Source organism: Aeoliella straminimaris (genome assembly GCF_024054565.1).
Lineage (GTDB): Bacteria > Planctomycetota > Planctomycetia > Pirellulales > Lacipirellulaceae > Aeoliella > Aeoliella straminimaris.
In genome coordinates, this window is sequence record NZ_JAMXLR010000009.1 from 27,120 (window position 1) to 45,162 (window position 18,043).

General features: G+C 57.5%; 12 protein-coding genes. 5 read left to right on the forward strand and 7 right to left on the reverse strand.

Annotation, left to right across the window (positions count from 1 at the left end):
• Positions 1 to 16: 16 nt before the first annotated feature.
• The 4 genes from NG895_RS02450 to NG895_RS30770 form a co-directional block, all read right to left on the reverse strand.
• A complete protein-coding gene (locus tag NG895_RS02450; RefSeq protein WP_252850859.1) occupies positions 17 to 547 on the reverse strand; it encodes a hypothetical protein in 531 nt (176 codons plus the stop codon).
• A 249-nt stretch (positions 548 to 796) separates the two neighbouring features.
• Positions 797 to 1,192 carry a DUF6876 family protein gene (locus NG895_RS02455; protein ID WP_252850860.1) on the reverse strand — a complete coding sequence of 132 codons (396 nt, stop codon included), beginning with the start codon at positions 1,190 to 1,192 and terminating at the stop codon, positions 797 to 799.
• Positions 1,193 to 1,216: 24 nt separating this feature from the next.
• A complete protein-coding gene (locus tag NG895_RS02460) occupies positions 1,217 to 1,819 on the reverse strand; it encodes a JAB domain-containing protein (RefSeq protein WP_252850861.1) in 603 nt (200 codons plus the stop codon).
• A 631-nt stretch (positions 1,820 to 2,450) separates the two neighbouring features.
• Complete coding sequence (locus NG895_RS30770) at positions 2,451 to 2,852, reverse strand: transposase family protein (protein ID WP_425267193.1); 402 nt, start codon at positions 2,850 to 2,852, stop codon at positions 2,451 to 2,453.
• 42 nt (positions 2,853 to 2,894) lie between these two features.
• On the opposite strand from NG895_RS30770, the gene NG895_RS02465 reads away from it, so the two are divergent.
• The 4 genes from NG895_RS02465 to NG895_RS02480 all read left to right on the forward strand — a co-directional run bounded on the left by NG895_RS02465 (position 2,895) and on the right by NG895_RS02480 (position 9,581).
• Complete coding sequence (locus NG895_RS02465; protein ID WP_252850862.1) at positions 2,895 to 4,121, forward strand: hypothetical protein; 1,227 nt, start codon at positions 2,895 to 2,897, stop codon at positions 4,119 to 4,121.
• 92 nt (positions 4,122 to 4,213) lie between these two features.
• Positions 4,214 to 6,892: an arylsulfatase gene (locus NG895_RS02470; RefSeq protein ID WP_252850863.1), complete on the forward strand. Its 2,679-nt coding sequence runs from the start codon at positions 4,214 to 4,216 to the stop codon at positions 6,890 to 6,892.
• 162 nt (positions 6,893 to 7,054) lie between these two features.
• Positions 7,055 to 8,020, forward strand: a complete 966-nt coding sequence (locus tag NG895_RS02475; protein ID WP_252850864.1) for a CorA family divalent cation transporter — start codon at positions 7,055 to 7,057, stop codon at positions 8,018 to 8,020.
• 406 nt (positions 8,021 to 8,426) lie between these two features.
• A complete protein-coding gene (locus NG895_RS02480) occupies positions 8,427 to 9,581 on the forward strand; it encodes a carbohydrate porin (protein WP_252850865.1) in 1,155 nt (384 codons plus the stop codon).
• A gap of 332 nt (positions 9,582 to 9,913) precedes the next feature.
• Here the strand turns inward: NG895_RS02480 and NG895_RS02485 are convergent, their stop codons facing one another.
• The 3 genes from NG895_RS02485 to NG895_RS02495 form a co-directional block, all read right to left on the reverse strand.
• Positions 9,914 to 10,954, reverse strand: a complete 1,041-nt coding sequence (locus tag NG895_RS02485) for a tyrosine-type recombinase/integrase (protein WP_252850866.1) — start codon at positions 10,952 to 10,954, stop codon at positions 9,914 to 9,916.
• Positions 10,955 to 11,253: 299 nt separating this feature from the next.
• The gene (locus tag NG895_RS02490) at positions 11,254 to 13,623 is read right to left on the reverse strand and encodes an arylsulfatase (protein WP_252850867.1); all 2,370 of its coding nucleotides are present in this window, start codon (positions 13,621 to 13,623) and stop codon (positions 11,254 to 11,256) included.
• Between the two features lie 18 nt (positions 13,624 to 13,641).
• A complete protein-coding gene (locus NG895_RS02495) occupies positions 13,642 to 15,219 on the reverse strand; it encodes an arylsulfatase (RefSeq protein ID WP_252850868.1) in 1,578 nt (525 codons plus the stop codon).
• A gap of 1,519 nt (positions 15,220 to 16,738) precedes the next feature.
• On the opposite strand from NG895_RS02495, the gene ltrA reads away from it, so the two are divergent.
• A complete protein-coding gene (gene ltrA, locus NG895_RS02500; RefSeq protein WP_252850869.1) occupies positions 16,739 to 17,950 on the forward strand; it encodes a group II intron reverse transcriptase/maturase in 1,212 nt (403 codons plus the stop codon).
• Positions 17,951 to 18,043 lie beyond the last annotated feature (93 nt).

Genomic DNA, 18,043 nt, shown 5'->3' on the forward strand with positions numbered 1-18,043 from the left:
TGTGTGACTTATCGGGCTAGCGGGGCTTATAGGCCCCGGGTGCGAGCATCTGTTCCGGGCGGGCTTCGGCGGCCGCTTCGGCGTACTCGACTTCCCAGTCATCGTGTTCTAAATCCCAGTGGTCAGTATCTACCCCACTGCCGATATCAAGAGCCTCGTCTTCCGAGTCGGCTTCGACGTAAATGGCGTACCGGAAGAAGGAAGAGGCCACGACGCGATAGACTTGTTGTGTACCTTGCGGGGAAGGCTCTTCCACGGCAGTGGTACTTCTTGGGGAGCGTCCGCCTTCTGGAAATGGATAGACCTTGCTTTTCCGTTCAAGCGAGCGGTGGATTGCGGCCCCCGGTGCTTCGATGGGAAGCGTTTCGAGCCATTCTTCCACGGCCAAGATAGACCAATACAGCAGGTCACCGGTTGGTTCCCCCGCTTCAGCGAGGTTTTCGTAGTGAGCTTCGTGGACCTGGCCAAGGTCTTCTACAAGGTTCCAGATGTGCAACACGGTCTGCCGTGAGATAGTGGTTTTGAGTTGTGGATTGAATATGTTCATGGTTGATTCCTCCATAAATGATTGAACGCTTTGAGAGCGAATCTCTCGCTGCATTCGAAGAAGTTGCACGCGAGGTCAAGGGGAAGCCTTTGCGAAGCAAAGCAGCAGCGTTGCCACCGAAGGTGGCACAAGCGGCCCTTGAGCCGTGTGCTACAATCAGAGAATGTCGAGAGAGAGTTATTATTAACTCAGAGAACGAGCGAAGAAAAAAAGGCGGCCTCTCACGTGGAGAGACCGCCTGGTGAATGGTCAATATTCACTGGGGAGAAACAGGGTCCACTGGTGGCCATTCCAGGCAGCCCAGACGTCCACCGAGTGGAGTGGGAAGTCTGTCTGTTGGATGAATTCGCGAATGAACGGCTCGCCCGAAGCGTCCACACGTGCTTCAAGAACAGCCGAACGGTCGGCGTCCACCGTAAGCTTCCAGAAGTGCATCTCAGCGATGCGGGGGTCTTGTTCGACGTGCCGGGCAAGGTGCGTCTCCTGGAGCCACGCGGCAATCGCGTCTAGCAGCCAACAGGCATTGCCCGCTTCAGCAACGTATTGAACGCCGTCGGTGTAGACGACGGCTTCGTTGATTGAGTGTTGGTAGCGGCTGACGTCGGGAACAAAGTTGTCAACGGTATGTCTGTCTAAGGTAGTCATGATGTAGTCCTCCATTGCTAATAGTTATGCTCGAAACAGCTCATCGTGATACTCACGAAGGCTTAGTGACCCCTCGCGAGCGAGAATGATGTGGTCAAGGAGCGGAATGCCCAGCAGTTTCCCTGCGTCAGCAAGGCGTTTAGTAACCTCCTGGTCGGCTGGACTTGGCTTTGAGTTCCCCGACGGATGGTTGTGGAGAGCAATAATTGCTACGGCCGCGTCAAGTATCGCGGGGCGAAAGACCTCGCGGGGGTGCACCTGGGTGGTGTTGGCAAGGCCCACTGTAATCGAGTGAGTGCGGATAACTCGGTGGGCACCATCGAGCGAGAGGACATAAAACTCTTCTTGAAGGCTCTGCTGGGTGATGTGTCGGAAATGCCGTTCGCAGAAGCGAATTGTTTCGTCTCCGCCAGAAAGTGTGGCGGTGAGCGGGCATCGAGTCCGTGCTTCTCTTTCTGTCAAATACCTCGCAGTGGACGCCTCGCTGACAAACTGGGCAGGGGGGCAAGTGGTGCGGCTCTCATGAGGCCGCTGTGAGAGCTTGATGCCGGTGGCCCGAAGCTCGCTAAGAACCTGGTTGGCGTCTTGCCGTGATAAAGTGATGTGGTTATCGCTGATTCGTTTCATGTGTGATTCCTCCATGAATGATTAAACGCTTTGAGAGCGAACCTCTCGCTGCATTCATCGAGGGGTGCACGCGAGGTCAAGGGGAAGTCTCAGCATCGCTGAGCAGCAGCGTTGCCACCGCAGGTGGCACAAGCGGCCCTTGAGCCGTGTGCTACAATCAGAGAATGTCGAGAGAGAGAAGACTAGAATTCCTCGTAGTCACCGCTCGCTGGTAACGAGCACGGAAAGAGCACTTTCCGTCTACTTGGAAATCGACGTGGATGGCCCCTGGATAAAGACGATCCGCCCCCAGCGGATGCCGTGTTGGAACGGGCCGAGGTGAGCCGAGACCGGTATGCTTGGCCGTTTCGCCCTCGCCCGCTAAGTACAGAGGTCGTCAAGACCGCTGCGAATTAGAGAAATCGGCAACTGACCGAGGATGATGCATCCGACTGCAGGAAGAAATAGCGAGATTGGTATTGGTTGGACTACCTCAGTAATTCTGACGGCCCACGGTCGAATTTGCTCCACCGACCCAAATCTGCTGCAAGGTCAACTCTCTCGGCGCTTACTTCAAAACCTCCGAGTCGAGCTTTTTCAAGAGTGATCGAAACGCTCCTTCCTTGGGAGGACGCCGGAGGTGACTCCAGAACTAAAACACTTCCGGAAGTTGGGCATGACTCCATTGAACAATCGCATAGAAACCTCGTGCGCCGCAAAACACGGCACAGACGATGGTGGCCAGCATGGCCGAAAGACTGTGTCGCCGTCCATGAGCCCCATGCGAGTCGGGGATCTGCTGGAGTCCCGACAGCAAACTCCCTGCGTGAGCGGTATTCAGGACAAAAAAATCCTTGAAACGCAGGTCGAAAGTCCATTCCCCCCCCCAAGGTAACCCGCAGGCGGCTGTTTCAAGAAATACTCGATACTGACCTTTGGGCGGCCAATGGTATCCGCCACCGCGAATCCCGTAGCGCCGTCGGGCCCGTTTATCGATCTCTTTCCGCAGTTGCTGTACAGGCCGGTGTTCCGCACGTAAACTTGAGATGCTCATTTCGAGCGATTGCGGTTCTCGCGTTCCGTGGGAGGAAAAACCATGTCTCGAAAATCTGTCGGATCTGTATTTGCCTTAACGCTTTGCCTAGTCGTGTCGGTTGCCGCCGCCGCCCAGCGAGAACGCGGGGGTGATGAGCGCGGCGGAGGACGCTCGGGGGAAGCGCGGGAGCGCGAACAGCAGGAAATGCGCGAGCGCGAGCAACGCGAGACGCAAGAGCGCGAGCAGCGCGAACGTCAACAACAGGAGGCGAGAGAGCGGTCGCAGCGCGGTGCCGCAGGGCGCGGGCGAGCACCGGGAGGGGCGTGGACCGAGCACAATCCAAACTGGCGACAAGGCGGATCGGGTGCCGCGAACTTCCGCGGCGGGACGGCGAATGCGGGCGCTGCCGCCGGCGCGGCCGCAGCCAACCGACGCGAACCCAGTGTGCCGGGCGCTGAAGGCGCTGCCGCCGGCGCGGCTGCAGAGAGGAATCGCGACCCGCGGCTCACCGGCGCTCAGGGCGCAGCGATTGCCAATCGCAACGACCCCGCCGTCTCGGGCGCGGCCGGTTTCGCCGCCGGACAACGTGCCGTTCCCCATCCGGGCAACTACGATCGCGGTTGGTACGCAAGAGGCGCGACGGCCTGGGCGCCGGTCGGCTATGACGCCGCTGCCGCGTGGGCGCCGGTTACGTGGGATGCCCTGGCCAATCAACTGGGTTACGCCAACGCGGCCCCGGTCAATTACAACTACGGCGACAACGTCAACTACGCCAACGGCAACGTGAACGTGAACGGCCAACCAGTGGGCACTGCCGAAGAGTACAGCCAGCAGGCGGCCGACATCGCCCAGCAGGGCGTTGAGGCGCGACCCACCGACGACCCCAGACAGTGGATGTCGCTCGGCGTGTTTGGCCTGGTCCGTGATGAAAAACAGCAGCCGCATTTGATCATGCAGCTTAACGTGAATCCGGACGGCGTCATTCGGGGTTATTTCACCGACGAAGTGACCGCTGCCACTCAGCCAGTACAGGGCTCTGTCGATAAGCAGAAACAGCGCGCGTCATGGACGGTCGGCAACAACCAGCACGTCGTCATGGAGGCAGGACTGTACAATCTCACCCAGCACGACGTGCCGGCACTGATTCACAAGAATGGCACCACCGAGAAGTGGCTGTTGGTGCGGCTGAAGGATCCTGAGGCAGGGAGTGGTGAAGCGGCCCCCGCCGGGGATACGCCGGGGTCGGCTGCTGCCGCCGGGCAGGACAATTCGAGCGGGAATCAGTAGGGGAATCTTTCGCGTGATTGCCGCGTATACAAGAGACAAACCGTATCACTGAGTAACATTTGCTACGGCACAATTACAAAGGGGATAGAGCAATGAAACGACGTTGTCAGTTTTTTGGAAGCACTGCACATCTGTCGCTTGGACTAAGCGTCGCGCTCTTTTTGAGTGCGACGGGTTGTCAGCAGGCCGCTAGTGAATCGCCTGCGAAGGGATCGACAGCGGAGGCGAAAGCCGCTGAAACTCAACAACCGCCGGTTCAGACAGCGGCCTTCAAACCGCGGGTCATCGGCGAACCAGGCTCTCCCAGCGCAACCACCACCCTGGATGGAAAGCAACTGCCCCCGCCCGCGCCGAAGTTCGGTGGCGTGATCAAAGACAACGCGATGGAATCCAAGCCCTGGTGGCCGCCGCGTATAGTCCCCCCGAAGGAATCGCCCGATATCCTTCTGATCATGACCGACGATGCCGGTTTTGGCGTGCCAAGCACTTTTGGCGGCGTCATTCCAACGCCGACGATGGACCGCCTCGCTATGGCGGGGCTGCGCTACAATCGCGTCTGTTCTACAGCGCTCTGCTCTCCCACACGGGCGGCACTGATCACCGGGCGGAATCACCACTCGGTCGGCTTTGGTGTGATCGCCGAGCAAGCCACGGGCTTTCCTGGTTACGACAGCATCATCCCCCAGAGCAAGGCCACCATCGGCCGCATCCTCCGCGACAACGGCTATGCGACAAGTTGGTTCGGCAAGGACCACAACACGCCGACGTACGAAGCCAGCCAGGTAGGCCCGTTCACGCAGTGGCCAACCGGGCTGGGTTTCGACTACTTCTACGGGTTCGTCGGCGGCGACGCAAACCAGTGGGGGCCGAACCTGTTTCGCAATACAACGCAAATCTATCCGTTCAGAGAACACCCAAGCACTCTGAAGATGGATCGATCGGATCCGGACGCCAAGATTTGGCCGGTCACCGGCAAAGAGAGCGACTGGAATCTGATCACCGCGATGGCCGATGACGCGATTGACTGGATGACGCGGATTCACCAGAGCGATCCCAACCAGCCAATCTTTATGCACTACGTACCCGGCGCCTCGCACGCGCCACACCATCCGACGAAGGAATGGGTGGACAAGATTGAGGCCATGCACCTGTTCGACGATGGATACGAAAAGCTCCGTGAGCGGATCTTCGAGAATCAGAAGCGGCTTGGCGTCATCCCCAAGGACTTGGAATTGACGCCCTGGCCGAAAGACCTCCTGACGCCGTGGGATGAGCTCTCGCCCGAGGCCAAAAAGCTGTTCATCCGACAGGCCAATGTGTTCGCCGCCTACGTTGCCTACAACGACTATGAAATGGGCCGCGTGATCCAGGCCTTCGAGGAGCTGGGTAAGCTCGACAATACGATCGTTATCTATCAAAACGGCGACAACGGAACTAGCGCCGAAGGCGGACCGCTCGGCACGTTCAACGAAGTCGCGTTCTTCAACGGAGTGGCACCGCCTGTGGAAGAGCAGATGAAGTTCTACGAGGCTTGGGGGACCGAGTTCGCCTATAACCATATGTCGGCCGGCTGGTCATGGGCTTTTGATACGCCGTTTGACTGGTTCAAACAGAATGCGTCCCGCCTCGGCGGCACCAACCAGAATATGGTCATCTCGTGGCCAAAAGGGATCAAGGACCAGGGGGGATTGCGCGAGCAGTTTGTCCACGTGATCGACTACGTGCCGACGCTGCTGGAAGTTACCGGCATCGCCGCGCCCGAATACGTGGATGGCATCAAGCAAGAGCCGATCGAGGGCACGAGCTTCGCCTACAGCTTCGACAAGGAGAACGCCGAGTCACGTCACAAGACCCAGTACTTCGAAATGATGGGTCAGTACGCCCTGTATCATGACGGCTGGTTCATGAGTACCAAGGTCAATCGCGCGCCATGGGAGGCCTTTAGCGCCGCCAACCCGGATCCACTCAACAACCAAGTGTTCCAGCTTTACGACCTGAACACCGATTGGAACCAGACCAACGACATCGCCGCCGACCATCCCGAAAAGGTCGAGGAGATGCGGGCGATGTTCCTCGAAGAGGCCAAGAAGTATCAGGTCCTTCCGCTGAACGCGTCGGTCGGAGCCCGGGTCGCGGCAGAACGACCGAGCCTCACTGCGGGCCTAAACACGCTGGTCTATACCCGGCCCATGACCGGGCTGCCGCAGGGTGACGCACCGTACCTGCTCGATACCTCCTACACAATCACCGCGGACATCACCGTGCCCGAAGGCGGCGCCGAGGGGATGATCGTTACCTCCGGGGGGCGATTTGCCGGTTACGGCTTCTACTTGCTCGACGGTAAGCCAGTGTTCCTGTGGAATCTGGTGGACCTGGAGCGGATCAAATGGGAAGGCCAGGACGCTCTCTCACCCGGTAACCATGTCTTGGAATTTGACTTTAAGTACGACGGTAGCGGGGTGGGCACGATGGCCTACAACAGCTTCACCGGCATCGGCAAGGGCGGCACGGGAACGCTCAAAGTGGACGGCAAGGTGGTCGCCACGAAAAAGATGGAAAAGACGGTTCCTATCATCCTGCAATGGGACGAGAGCTTTGACATCGGGTCCGATACCATCACCGGCGTGAACGAAGCGGACTACACGCCGCCATTCCCGCTGACTGCCAAGTTTAACAAATTGACGATCAAGATCGATCGCCCGCAGCTTTCGCCCGAGGAGATCAAAAAGCTGGAGGATGGCCTAAAGAAGATGGAGGCCGGCCGCGAGTAATCCGGGTTGGAGAGCCGTAGGGTGTATATCTATTAGGCTTAGCTGGGTGTACGCTTACCACGGCGGGTGGATTCACCGCCGCACGTAGCGCTTCAAGTCTGGCACTTAGAGCGTGCGAGTAAGTACATTTCCTATCAAGTTTGCGGCCTTCGATACCCGTCAATGAATTTGCGCATCTTTGGCATAAGCGATAGCTCAACGCTGCAGCGACTGGACGAGACGGCCCTCTCTGCGGCTTGGCAGGAGGATAACCAACACCGCTGGATCGACATCGAAGCAGCTACGCAGGAAGAATTGATAGAGCTGCTCGCACCTCTGAACCTACACGAGGCAATCATCAAAGCTTGTCTCTCCAGTGAGCGGGGCGCGAGATTCATCTCTCACGTCTCCGCGCTCTACTTGGAGATTCCTACGCATCTAGGTTGGAACGAACCTGACAAGCCTTACGTCTCCATCCTGTGCTTGAATACGACGCTGATCACGATTCATCGCGATCCGTTGCATACCGTCGAAGACATCATCCGCGATCTAGACGTGGAAATCCCTTTGTATGCGCGAAGTTCCTCGGCCTTGCTTTACTTATTCCTCGTCGGGATTGGGAGAGGCAATGTCGACTCGGCACTCGACGTTCGAGCGGAAGCGGAAACCCTCGACCAGGCTTGTCACGAGCACCCCGAGTTATTGGATCCTAGGCAGATTTCCGCATTGCGTCGCAAGGTAAGCCATTGTGCGGCCGTGCACGATGATCACATTTATACAGCAGGCATTCTACAAACTGTCGAATCCGAGGCATTCAATGTGAACCAGGAAGCGCCCCACTTTCGGCAACTGCTCAAATTGGCCGAGCTTTCGGGCCGTCTCATTGATGGGTCGGAATCACGCGTCGCAAGCCTCCAGCGCGATTACGAACTCTCCGTGCAAAACAGTGTCGACAACCGCCTTCAGTTTCTCACGGTAATCTCGGCAGTATTTTTGCCCATGACGCTAATTACTGCCATCTACGGTATGAACTTCAACGATCTGCCTGCGATGGGCGTGCCGTATGGGTACATCGTCGTGCTCGTGCTGTTGGCGCTCTCGGCGCTCGCCACTGGGGCGTACCTCTATTGGCGAGGCTGGTTCGATTAGCTAGCAGCCACCACAAGGGCGATCGGGCCTGCCTGCAGACTTTTCCTAACCGTTGCTTCTGAGGTAATTAGTGCAACGGTGTGGTGCACACCGCAAACGCGTCGATAGGTGGCAGTACAGTGTGGAATGAGAACGGATTTTGACCTCTCATGAAAGTTTGGTGATGAGTCTATTTCGATTTGGCAGACTTTGCGGGCTAGTATGCATGGTAGGCGTCTGCATGGTTACAGCCCCAGCAAAGAGCAACGAGTGGGGTGACGAAGTAGAACTTGAGTCGTGCTTTTGTGAATGCGATGGCTGCTCAAATCACCGTGGTTGCCAATGTGGCCGCGACCAGGGCTGCTCCGGCTCGCGTGCGGCGTGTGATTCTGGCTATTGCTTCAACCCGCCGTTATGTGACGAACTCATGGCTCGTTTGACCCCCCTGATGGAGCAGATGAAAGCTAGCGGGTTCGTCTATGACCTTGTGGCGACGCAATTCTACCAGGGTGTCGCGAGCGGTGGCGTGCAGCAGGACTTTGAGTACGGTGGCAAGGTCGACCAGTTTGTCATCCTCGATAGTGGCAAGTTGGGGCTGTGGCAAGGCATGACCATGACCATGCACGCCGAAACGCGATTCGGCGACGACGTCAATCAGGACGCTGTCGGCTTCGCGCCGGCGAACATCGCCATGCTGTATCCCAAGTCGGGCGAGCATGACACCGCCATCACCGGGCTGTCGTTCGCCCAAGCTTTGAATCAAGATGTGCAGGCTGTCTTTGGAAAATTCAATGCGGTCGACCTCTTCTACAGCCTTTATCCGCAAACCGGGAGAGGCATTGACGGGTTCATGAATGCTTCGATGGTGATTCCTGTTTCTGTCGCCCGGGTGGCTCCGCTGTCGTTCATGGGTGCCGGTGTTCAGAAGTACCGGGGTAAGCAGGTGCAGGGGGCCTTCTTGGTGTACGACACTCAGAATACCGCTACAACCAGCGGGTTCGACGACCTCTTCGACAACGGCGCGAACATCCTCGCCTTCTGGCGGTTTTTCACGGACGTTGGCGGACTACCCGGCTCGCACGGGTTTGGCGGCATTTGGTCGACAGGCGAGTTCGTGCCGTTTGACCCGGCCGGGTTTGTCTTCGTACCCGAAGAAGGAATCGTGGCAGTTCCGCAGGACGGAGCCTATACGTTGCTCTATATCCTGGAACAGACACTGTGGATGGATTGTTGCCATCAGGAACGGAACATCTCGTTGCTCAGCCAATGGGGCATCGCCGACCAGGCCACCAGCCCTATCGGCTGGTCGGCCAATATTGGCCTGCAGGCCACGGGATTCAGTGACTCACGCCCACACGATTCGTTTGGCGTGGGCTACTTCCATACGGGCATCAGCAACGATCTACAGGATCTGTTCAGTCCACTGCTTCCTCTGCAGGACGTGGATGGAGTTGAGATGTACTACAGCGCGGCGATCGCCAAGGGAATTCAACTCACGACAGACCTGCAAATTATTGAGCCTGCCTTCGTTAATGATGATACGGCAGTCGTGTTTGGCCTGCGACTCAGTGCGGGCCTGTAAGCTGCACCACGCAGTGGCAACCGAGGAACTGATGACCGTGAATTTCGAGACTTTGTGCTTGAGATTGACGGAGTCATACCCATTCCAGAACCGAGTTCCGCGCTGCTGGCCATGTTTGGATTGGAGGGCTGCGGTTCCTCGCTCTGCATCGTGCAAAGACGCCGTTTCTAACCTTGCAGCGGTCGCGCCACCGCCTGCAGTTCGGAGTATTTCTGCGGCGCAGCGGGTGGACCAGTTTCAGCAAGTTCGCGGCTTGGCTAAGCCGCAGAGGTGACCAGCCGGCGGCGACACCTCTGCAGCTAGGCCGGGAGGTGCCGCCCTGGTCGGGTTTTCTACGCCTGGCGGAATCTACGGCGGCAGCACGGACACTCGCCGTCGAAACCGTGCATCAGCGCGGTGAACGCCGTTGGCTGCGGCAGCGACATGATCGCCTTGAAGGCGAGTGGATCTCGGTGAGCGTAATGCCGGTAGGTCACCCCGCCCACGGAATGCCCGAGGATTTCGATGGACGACTCCGGCATGTGCTCGTCGTAGTAGGTTGCACATGTCTTCCGTAGGTCCTTCAGGACCCACTTCTTTTCTTCGCCCGTCTCCACGTCTTGCTTCGGCTTCACACCTGCTAAAGTGCAGAGACGCTGGAACTGCGCGTTCGGGCGCGACGTGCCGCAGTGGAATACTGGCGTGTCAGGCTCGACGGTTTCAGGTAGAAGACTCTTGAGGTGAGCTTTCACGACCCGATTCATCGGTCGATAGAACTGTTTTTTGGTCTTCACGCGACGGTAGTACAGCCAACCGTAGCGTGAGTCCTTGCCCTGGCCATTCGGTGGCTCGGGCCGCCAACAGACATGCCGCCACAGGATAGGCTCGTGGAAGGATGCCGTCTTGAACACCGTCCCCGTGTCGACGCCGTAGTTGAAGAACACGACCAAGGCAGCCCGCCAATAGTGGCCGACCGTCAGGGATTGCTTCCAGCCTCGAGGCCGTTCCAATTCGTACGTGGCGAAGTAGATCGCATTCAAGTCCGCCTTCGTGAGGTAGTGCCGTCCAGCCACGTCACGCTGCGGCTTTGGTTTAGGGAACCGCGGCAGCTTCTCCAGGAAATCCTGCTCCCAGGCCCACGACAGGATCGCTCGCACGGTCTGTCGGGACTTGTTGGCCGTGCGTCCGGCGTTCGATCCGCCGTCTGCGGTAGCCTTTTCATGGACCCAATCGAGGAAGTCCCGCAAGTGAACTCTACCAATCTGGTCGACGTCGACTCCTTTTCCCCAGGCGGTCCACTTGGTGACGGTGCCCCGGTACTCCTTGCAGGTGCCGGACGAGAGTTTCTTGGCAGCCAGATACTTGGCGGCGACTGACTCAAAGCTGTGAGACATGGTGACTGCTCCAGGCCGTCGGCATATGCTTCCGTCCCAGGCTCCGCCATCCGATGGCCAAAATCGGCCTCCTGCTGAACCTCCTGTCGCTCTGTGATGAGGTCAGGCAGCATACGCTAGCTGCACAGATGACCCCATTCTAGTCGAGAAAATGGCCAAATGTGCGAGTTGGCCGTTGGGCTCGTCTGCGTCGGCTGATGCACCCGTGGTGACTTCGCAAACCAACAAAATGCGGGCGGTGGTCAGGCCGCCGCAGGGAACTTTCGGGTGTCCGTGACGCACGATTTATTGCCTACGGGTCATTCTAGCGCGACGGTTACTTCCTTGATGACACCATTGAACTCAAATGGCCTCCGCTTCGCGTAATCGCGTGAGACCGGTGAGCCAAGGTCAACGCCCACGTCGAAAGTCTCGCTGGCAGTGAAGGCAGCCGGAACAGTCCTTTTGACGCTAGTACGAGCCACCTCCTCTCCGTCGACGTTGATGACGACGGTGGCGGGAGCACCGGGTCGGGCCAGGGTTGTAGTGACCTCAATCGAGTGTTCGCCTGCCGGAAGCGGCTTTGCAGATTCGGCTCGATACCGTTCGATGAGGAGCATGTTGTATTCGTAGACCAGCTTTCCCTGGTCCATGTAGAGCGTGAGACCCCCCGAACCACCACCGAGTGCGTACAGTACCCCCGAGGCATTCTCGTCGACTTCAACGTTGACGGTGACTACGTTGCTCTTCTTGCCAAGTCCCGGAGCGGTAAACTCGGGCATGCGCCGGGTGGTCGCGTCGAATCGCCACGACTTATAGGGCGTAGAGATCACGTCCTCGGGATGAAACCGTGTCCAAAGTCCACCGCCGATAGGCAGTGCCTTGTTCGCCTTAGCCTCGGCCAGGAACAACTTCTTCATCTCAGCAAGCCGCTGCGGTTCCTCGTCTGCAAGGTCAGTAGCCTGTGAGAAGTCCTCGGTCAGGTCGTACAGCTCCCAGACCTCTTGCGACGGGTTCCACGCTTTGAGCCGCTCGCCCGTGCTGGGCGTGTCCCACGGCAGGAACGGTCCGAAAGTGCAGGCAAACCAGCCGTCGTGGTATATACCTCGGCTAGCGTTATTTTCGAAGTACTGCGTCTTCTTCTGACCTTTCGCGTTGGCATGGGCGAACGTGTACGCCATGCTCACGCCGTCGATGGGGTCTTGTTCAAAGCCGTTCACCTGCTTGGGCTGCTTGATGCCGATGATATCGTAGAGAGTTGGCACGACATCGTTGACGTGGTGGAACTGCGAGCGAGGCGTCTTGTCCGGTTTGATGCCCTTTGGCCAAGAAATGACAAGCGGATTCCGTGTCCCGCCGAAGTGTGCGGCGACCAACTTCGTCGAACGCAGTGGCGTATCACCTGCCCACGCCCAACCAGCGTGATACATGTTGTCGGTCTTCGCTGAGCCGAGCGCTTCAAGGCCACCGAGTTGTTCGAGTGCCTCCATCTGCTGCTCGACCGTGTTTGGGATGTTGTTCTGTGCAAGCAGCTCGCTGATACTGCCTTGCTGTCCCTCGGCACTTGCCCCGTTGTCTCCCCAGATGTAAAGCACAATGGTGTTATCGCGTACCCCAAGCTCTTCGAGTCCGTCTATCAGCTTGCCGACTTGGGCATCCGTGTGCTCAACAAATCCTGCGAACACTTCCATCAATCGTCGCTGAAAGGCTCGTTGGGACTCCGGGATGCTGTCCCAAGACGCGAGGGATTCGGGACGCGGCGTGAGTTGCGTATCAGCTGGAATCCAGCCCAATTCTTTCTGACGTTGGAATACCCGCTCGCGGTAGGCGTCCCAACCACCGTCGAACTTACCCTTGTACTTGTCGGCCCACTCTGAGAAGACATGATGCGGACCATGGGCTGCGCCGGGCGCCCAGTACATGAAGAACGGCTTGTCCGGCGAAAATGCTTGGTGCTGCTTGAGCCAGGCGATAGCCTTGTCGGCCATGTCCTCGGTCAGGTGGTACTCCTCGTCGTGAGGTGGTTCCACTGGATTGAGGTTTTCGTACAGCCGCGGTTCGTACTGCGACGTTTCTCCAGCAAGGAAGCCGTAGAAGTAATCAAAACCATGACCGGTCGGCCAGCGGTCGAACGGCCCCATCGCGGTCGTCTGGTTGGCAGGCGTGTTGTGCCATTTGCCGAAGGCTGCCGACCGGTAGCCGTAATGATGCAAGACCTCGGCGATGGTTGCCGAAGTTTTGGGGATGACGCCCGTGTAGCCGTCGAAGTCTGATGCTCGCTCGGCAATCGTGCCGTTTCCGACGCGATGATGATTGCGACCGGTCAACAACGCTGCCCGAGTCGGGGAGCAAATAGAAGTGGTATGAAATCGGTTGTAGCAAATTCCTTCGTTCAGTAGTCGGGATAGGGTCGGCGTGTGAATCTCTCCACCAAAGGTATCGTTCTGAGCGAAGCCGACGTCGTCTATCAGCACAATGAGGACGTTGGGGGCGTCGGGACCAAGCCGCTGCGGTTGTTCACGCCATTCCATCGTCGAGTCGAGGATGGTCTCACCTGCCTCGCTGGCCGTAGGCGTTGGCGGGAACGGCAATACCGTACCGTATTGAGGCTGCCCATGGGCTGGCGACAGAATAGCAAGTAGTCCCAGGTAGGCGGAGAGCACAATAAATCGATGGCGATGCAGTTTCATTGCGAGGTCTATTCTTCGTTAGAGTCCAACTTTTTTCGGCGGATACTTCTTGAAGGTCATGAGGTGGGCTTTCGCCTCGGCCCCGAGTGACGCCAGCCACGCGTTACGGCGATGTCCAACGGGCAACTCTTCCTTCGGGTCGATGTACAAGTTGAAGAGCCAAGGAGCGGTGCCAACGTCTTGTAGCACCGCCATGTCGATATGCATAAAGGTCGACTGTGGCAGCAATACCTTTTGGTGCCACTTGTATTCACGCATCCGCAACGCTGTCAGCTCGCTCTTCCACCAGAAGAAGACACATTCGCGGTTCGACTCCCCTTCGTCGTGCAACAGGAAAGCCGTTTGGTCGATGCCGTCGATATACACTTCACGCGGCAACTCAGCGTCTGCCCCAGCGAGGTGGACCGCCGTATTGAACAGGTCCATCAGGTCAAAGACGCCATCGCTTACCCGACCCGGCGATATCATGCCCTTCCAGTAGGCGATCCCTGGGACGCGGACTCCACCTTCCCACGTAGTCCCTTTCGCTCCACGAAACGGGGTATAACCGGCATCTGGCCAAGCATCCATCTGCGGGCCGTTGTCGGATGTGACAAACACAAAGGTATTCTCAAGCACCCCGGCGTCGTCCAAAGCTTTCACGAGTCGGCCAATCAGTAGGTCGACTTCACACAGACTGTCCTTGTAAGCGTACTTACTTGCACTGAGACCTTTGTACTTAGGATTGGCGAAGTTGTCCGTGTGCACTTTCATGAAGCAGTGCTCAAGGAAGAACGGTTTTTCTCCTTTTGCTAACTCCATGATTCTTTCTACAGAGAAATCAACGAGTCGCTCGTCCGCGGCGCCCATCTCTTCGAGGGACTTTACGGTCGAGACCGTCTTTGTATCGCCCATGCTGAAGCCGTGAATGAGGGCGTGCTCCGCTCCGATGGACTCGTAGCGCTCAAGTTTGTCCGCATCGAGAGTGAGGTCCGGATAGCGACGAGTGTCTAAAGCTTGTGTTATCTCCTTCTGTGCCGGCAGATAGCCGTAATACTCGTCGAAGCCGACCTCGTGCGGCCGCATCCCTTCCCCCTCGCCAATATGCCATTTGCCGGTAAGCAGGCTGTAGTAACCCGCGTCACCAAGAATTTTGGCGACGCTCGTCTCGCCATCCCACGGATTCACAGTCAGCGTATCACCGGCGAGAATCGGACGGATAAGCCCGGTCCGAACTGGTAGCCTTCCGGTAAGGATGGCGGAGCGAGTTGGAGTGCAAGTGTGCTGCGAATAGCAGGAGGTCAGACGCAAGCCTTCGCGAGCGAGGCGATCCATGACCGGCGTGTCGGCCCCAACCGCTTTGCCTCCTCCATAGCAGCCCGGGTCTCCGTACCCCATGTCGTCAACAATAATCCACACGATGTTCGGCCGTTTGCCGGTCGTTCGCCGAAGCTCAGCGAGTTTCCTTTCGGTCTCGCGTGCTTGCTCCAAAAGAGGAATCGATGGCTCAAGGTTCTCAGCGGTTCGCACCGCCCGGTTGAGCTTCGAAGCCTGGGGATAGGCGGGCGTGGCGAAAACCAAAAACAGGAGCAGACTAAGCGTTGCGGTTCGGGCCATGAGGTGGTTCTTCTTGGTTGGGTATCAGCTTGCGTAGTGCGGGCAATGGACACGCCGCCTTTATCTGAAAACTACCTAGTATACCAGAGTCCCTAAGACCCGGCGCCCACCTTTGCAGTGCGATGACAGGAAATCAGCTGGGGCTCGCAATCGGCTCGGTGGATTTAGCTTGAGGAGTTACCGCAATCTCAGAAAAGCCGCATATGCCAAGCCAGAAAATGCGGCTCAAGAGGAATATCCCTGAAGGCAAATCGCCCTTCTCTGACTAGTGATGGTATTCAGACCTGAGGGTAGAAGTCGAAGTTCGTTGCCGCAGCGGTCGCGCCACCGCCTTCAGTTCGGAGTATCTCTACGGCGCAGCGGCTGGACCAGCGAAAGCGCCGGGATAAACCGGCTTGGAGTCAGGAATGAAAGAGTCCCACGGAGAAGACCTAGCCAGTCACTCCGGCCTTGAGTCGTACGCTGACCGCGGTAACGCGGTGGGTGTAGCATCGGCAAGAGGTACAGGCAGGCCAGCTATGGAGCTCCGAAATCATCGTGGTCCCGTATGCCCACACTGTGTTGGTTGTGGAAGGCAACACGTGAGGTTGCGTCGAAGGCAAGTGATCTCACGATACGGCGGAGTCGTAGATCCTGAGCATGTCTGGAAACTTCAAGCGCGAGAACCGGGAGATCCCCATGGTTTCCAACTCGAATGACGAGGAACGGTCAGTGAACGTTTCCGACGGTACTGCTGATATGTACGCCTTGGGGAAGTCAGATGGGTCCATAGTGTGCGCTGGGCAGCGCATGAGTCAGGAGGGTTGAAGTCCCTCTGGCGCTCGGATGAGGAGCGTCATATCCGAAAGCGGCGGTAATTCGTCGCTGGCCGGGGAATACCAATAAGATGAACTCTAAACGGGCACGAAGTTGGAAACAATGGATACTGCCAAGAATGAATCTAAGTTGGTGTTCTGTTCGCTTGCGGACAACCGGAGGACAGGGTGTCCATCGTGAGGTGGAATCCGAAGGGTTTGAGGAGAAGTACCGGGCCGTAATCAAGGGAGCGATCCCAACGATGAACCGGTCGGCCAAAGGTGAGGCAAGGTCGAGTCTGCACTATGGAGACGAAGGCGTTTCTCATTCACTCACCGCACCAAGGTGTTTGCGGTCGGCACGGTACGGAAGATTCATGCGTGACCCCAGGAGGGCTCGTTCGGTTTTCGAGTGGCATCGGAATAAGTGACCCTATAAGCAACCGCGAAATGGGAAGCGATGCCGAACGAGTCGTCGGACAACTTCATAGTACTTCAAGCATGGTGAAAGCCGTGTGACCGAATGCTCCTCATGTGGTGGCAAACGGCAGCTCTGAGTGAGCTGGGGAAGGGAGTTGGCAAAGATGGTTGGCGACAACAAGAAAGATCAGCGAGTAAGAGCGATGACGCGGACAAGTTCCTTTAGTGAAAGACCCATAAGTGATCGCCCGAGGAGACTGTCGGACTGGTTGAATCCAACAGATGAAAGGAAGGTCCACTCGTTGGTGGACAAGGTTTACAAGCGGAAGAACTTGGAATTGGCCTGGCACCGAGTGAAGCGGAATAAAGGTGCTGGTGGTGTTGACGGAGTCACTTTGGCAGAGTTCGAGGAGCACCTTGATGTGCATCTCGACCGCCTGCACGAAGAACTCAAGACTGACACTTACCAGCCGATGGCTGTTCGGCAGAAACTCATTCCCAAGGCTGGCCAACCGGGGAAGTATCGCCCGCTCGGCATTCCCGCGATTTATGATCGCGTGTGTCAACAGGCGTTGCAAAATCGGTTGGAACCGATCTTCGAAGCGGTGTTCGATGAAGCCAGCTTCGGCTACCGACCGGGAAGATCAACGAAGGACGCTTTACGCAAGATCTGGAACGAGATCGAAGCAGGCTATGAGTGGATAGTGGACGCAGATCTCTCGAATTTTTTCGGAACTGTGGACCATGATAAGCTTGTCGCCTTGGTCGCCAAGCGAGTGTCAGACGGACGCGTGCTGCGATTGATTCGCAGTATGCTCAAAGCCGACTGCCTGGTCGATGGCAAGCGATTGCCAACCGAGCAGGGAACTCCGCAAGGTGGTGTGGTCTCGCCGATTTTAAGTAACGTCCTACTCACTCCGTTTGACCGAGAAATGCGTCATCGTGGTTATCGAGTCACACGTTACGCGGACGACTGGGTTGTGACTTGTCGCAGCCGTTGCGAAGCGGAACAGGTGCTGAGAGAAGCCACGAAGATTCTGACCTCGCTTGGCGTCGAACTGAATCGAGATAAAACTCGCATCGTGCACGTTAGCCATGGATTCGAGTTTCTTGGGTATAAGATCAAGCGAGGGACGCGTCCCTTGCGCCTGTCGCCCAGGAAGATACGCAGTGGAGCGCGGCAAAGCGCACTCTACGCGATTCCTCGTCAGAAATCGGTCGAGCACTTCAAGGATCAGATTCGCAAACGTACTCGGCGAAAAGCCCCTGTCAGTACGCAGCAGCTCATTGCTGAGATCAATCCGGTCATTCGCGGCTGGGGCCTGCACTACAGCAAGTCTCACGTCCGCAAGCTCTTCAACCATCTCGACCGTTGGATCGTTCAACGTCTCTGGTCGCACCGCCACCGGCGGTGGCGATGTATGGGCTGGAAGACGCTGCCACGATCAAAGCTTTACGGCGAGTACGGGCTCGTTAATCTTGTTTCACTTATTCCTTCCTTGGCATCACGTCACTGACGCATCTTTGTGAAAGCCGGATGCGGGAAAACTGCACGTCCGGTTTGAGCGGCGGACGGGGGCCAGCACTGCGGTGCGCCCCCTCCGACCCGA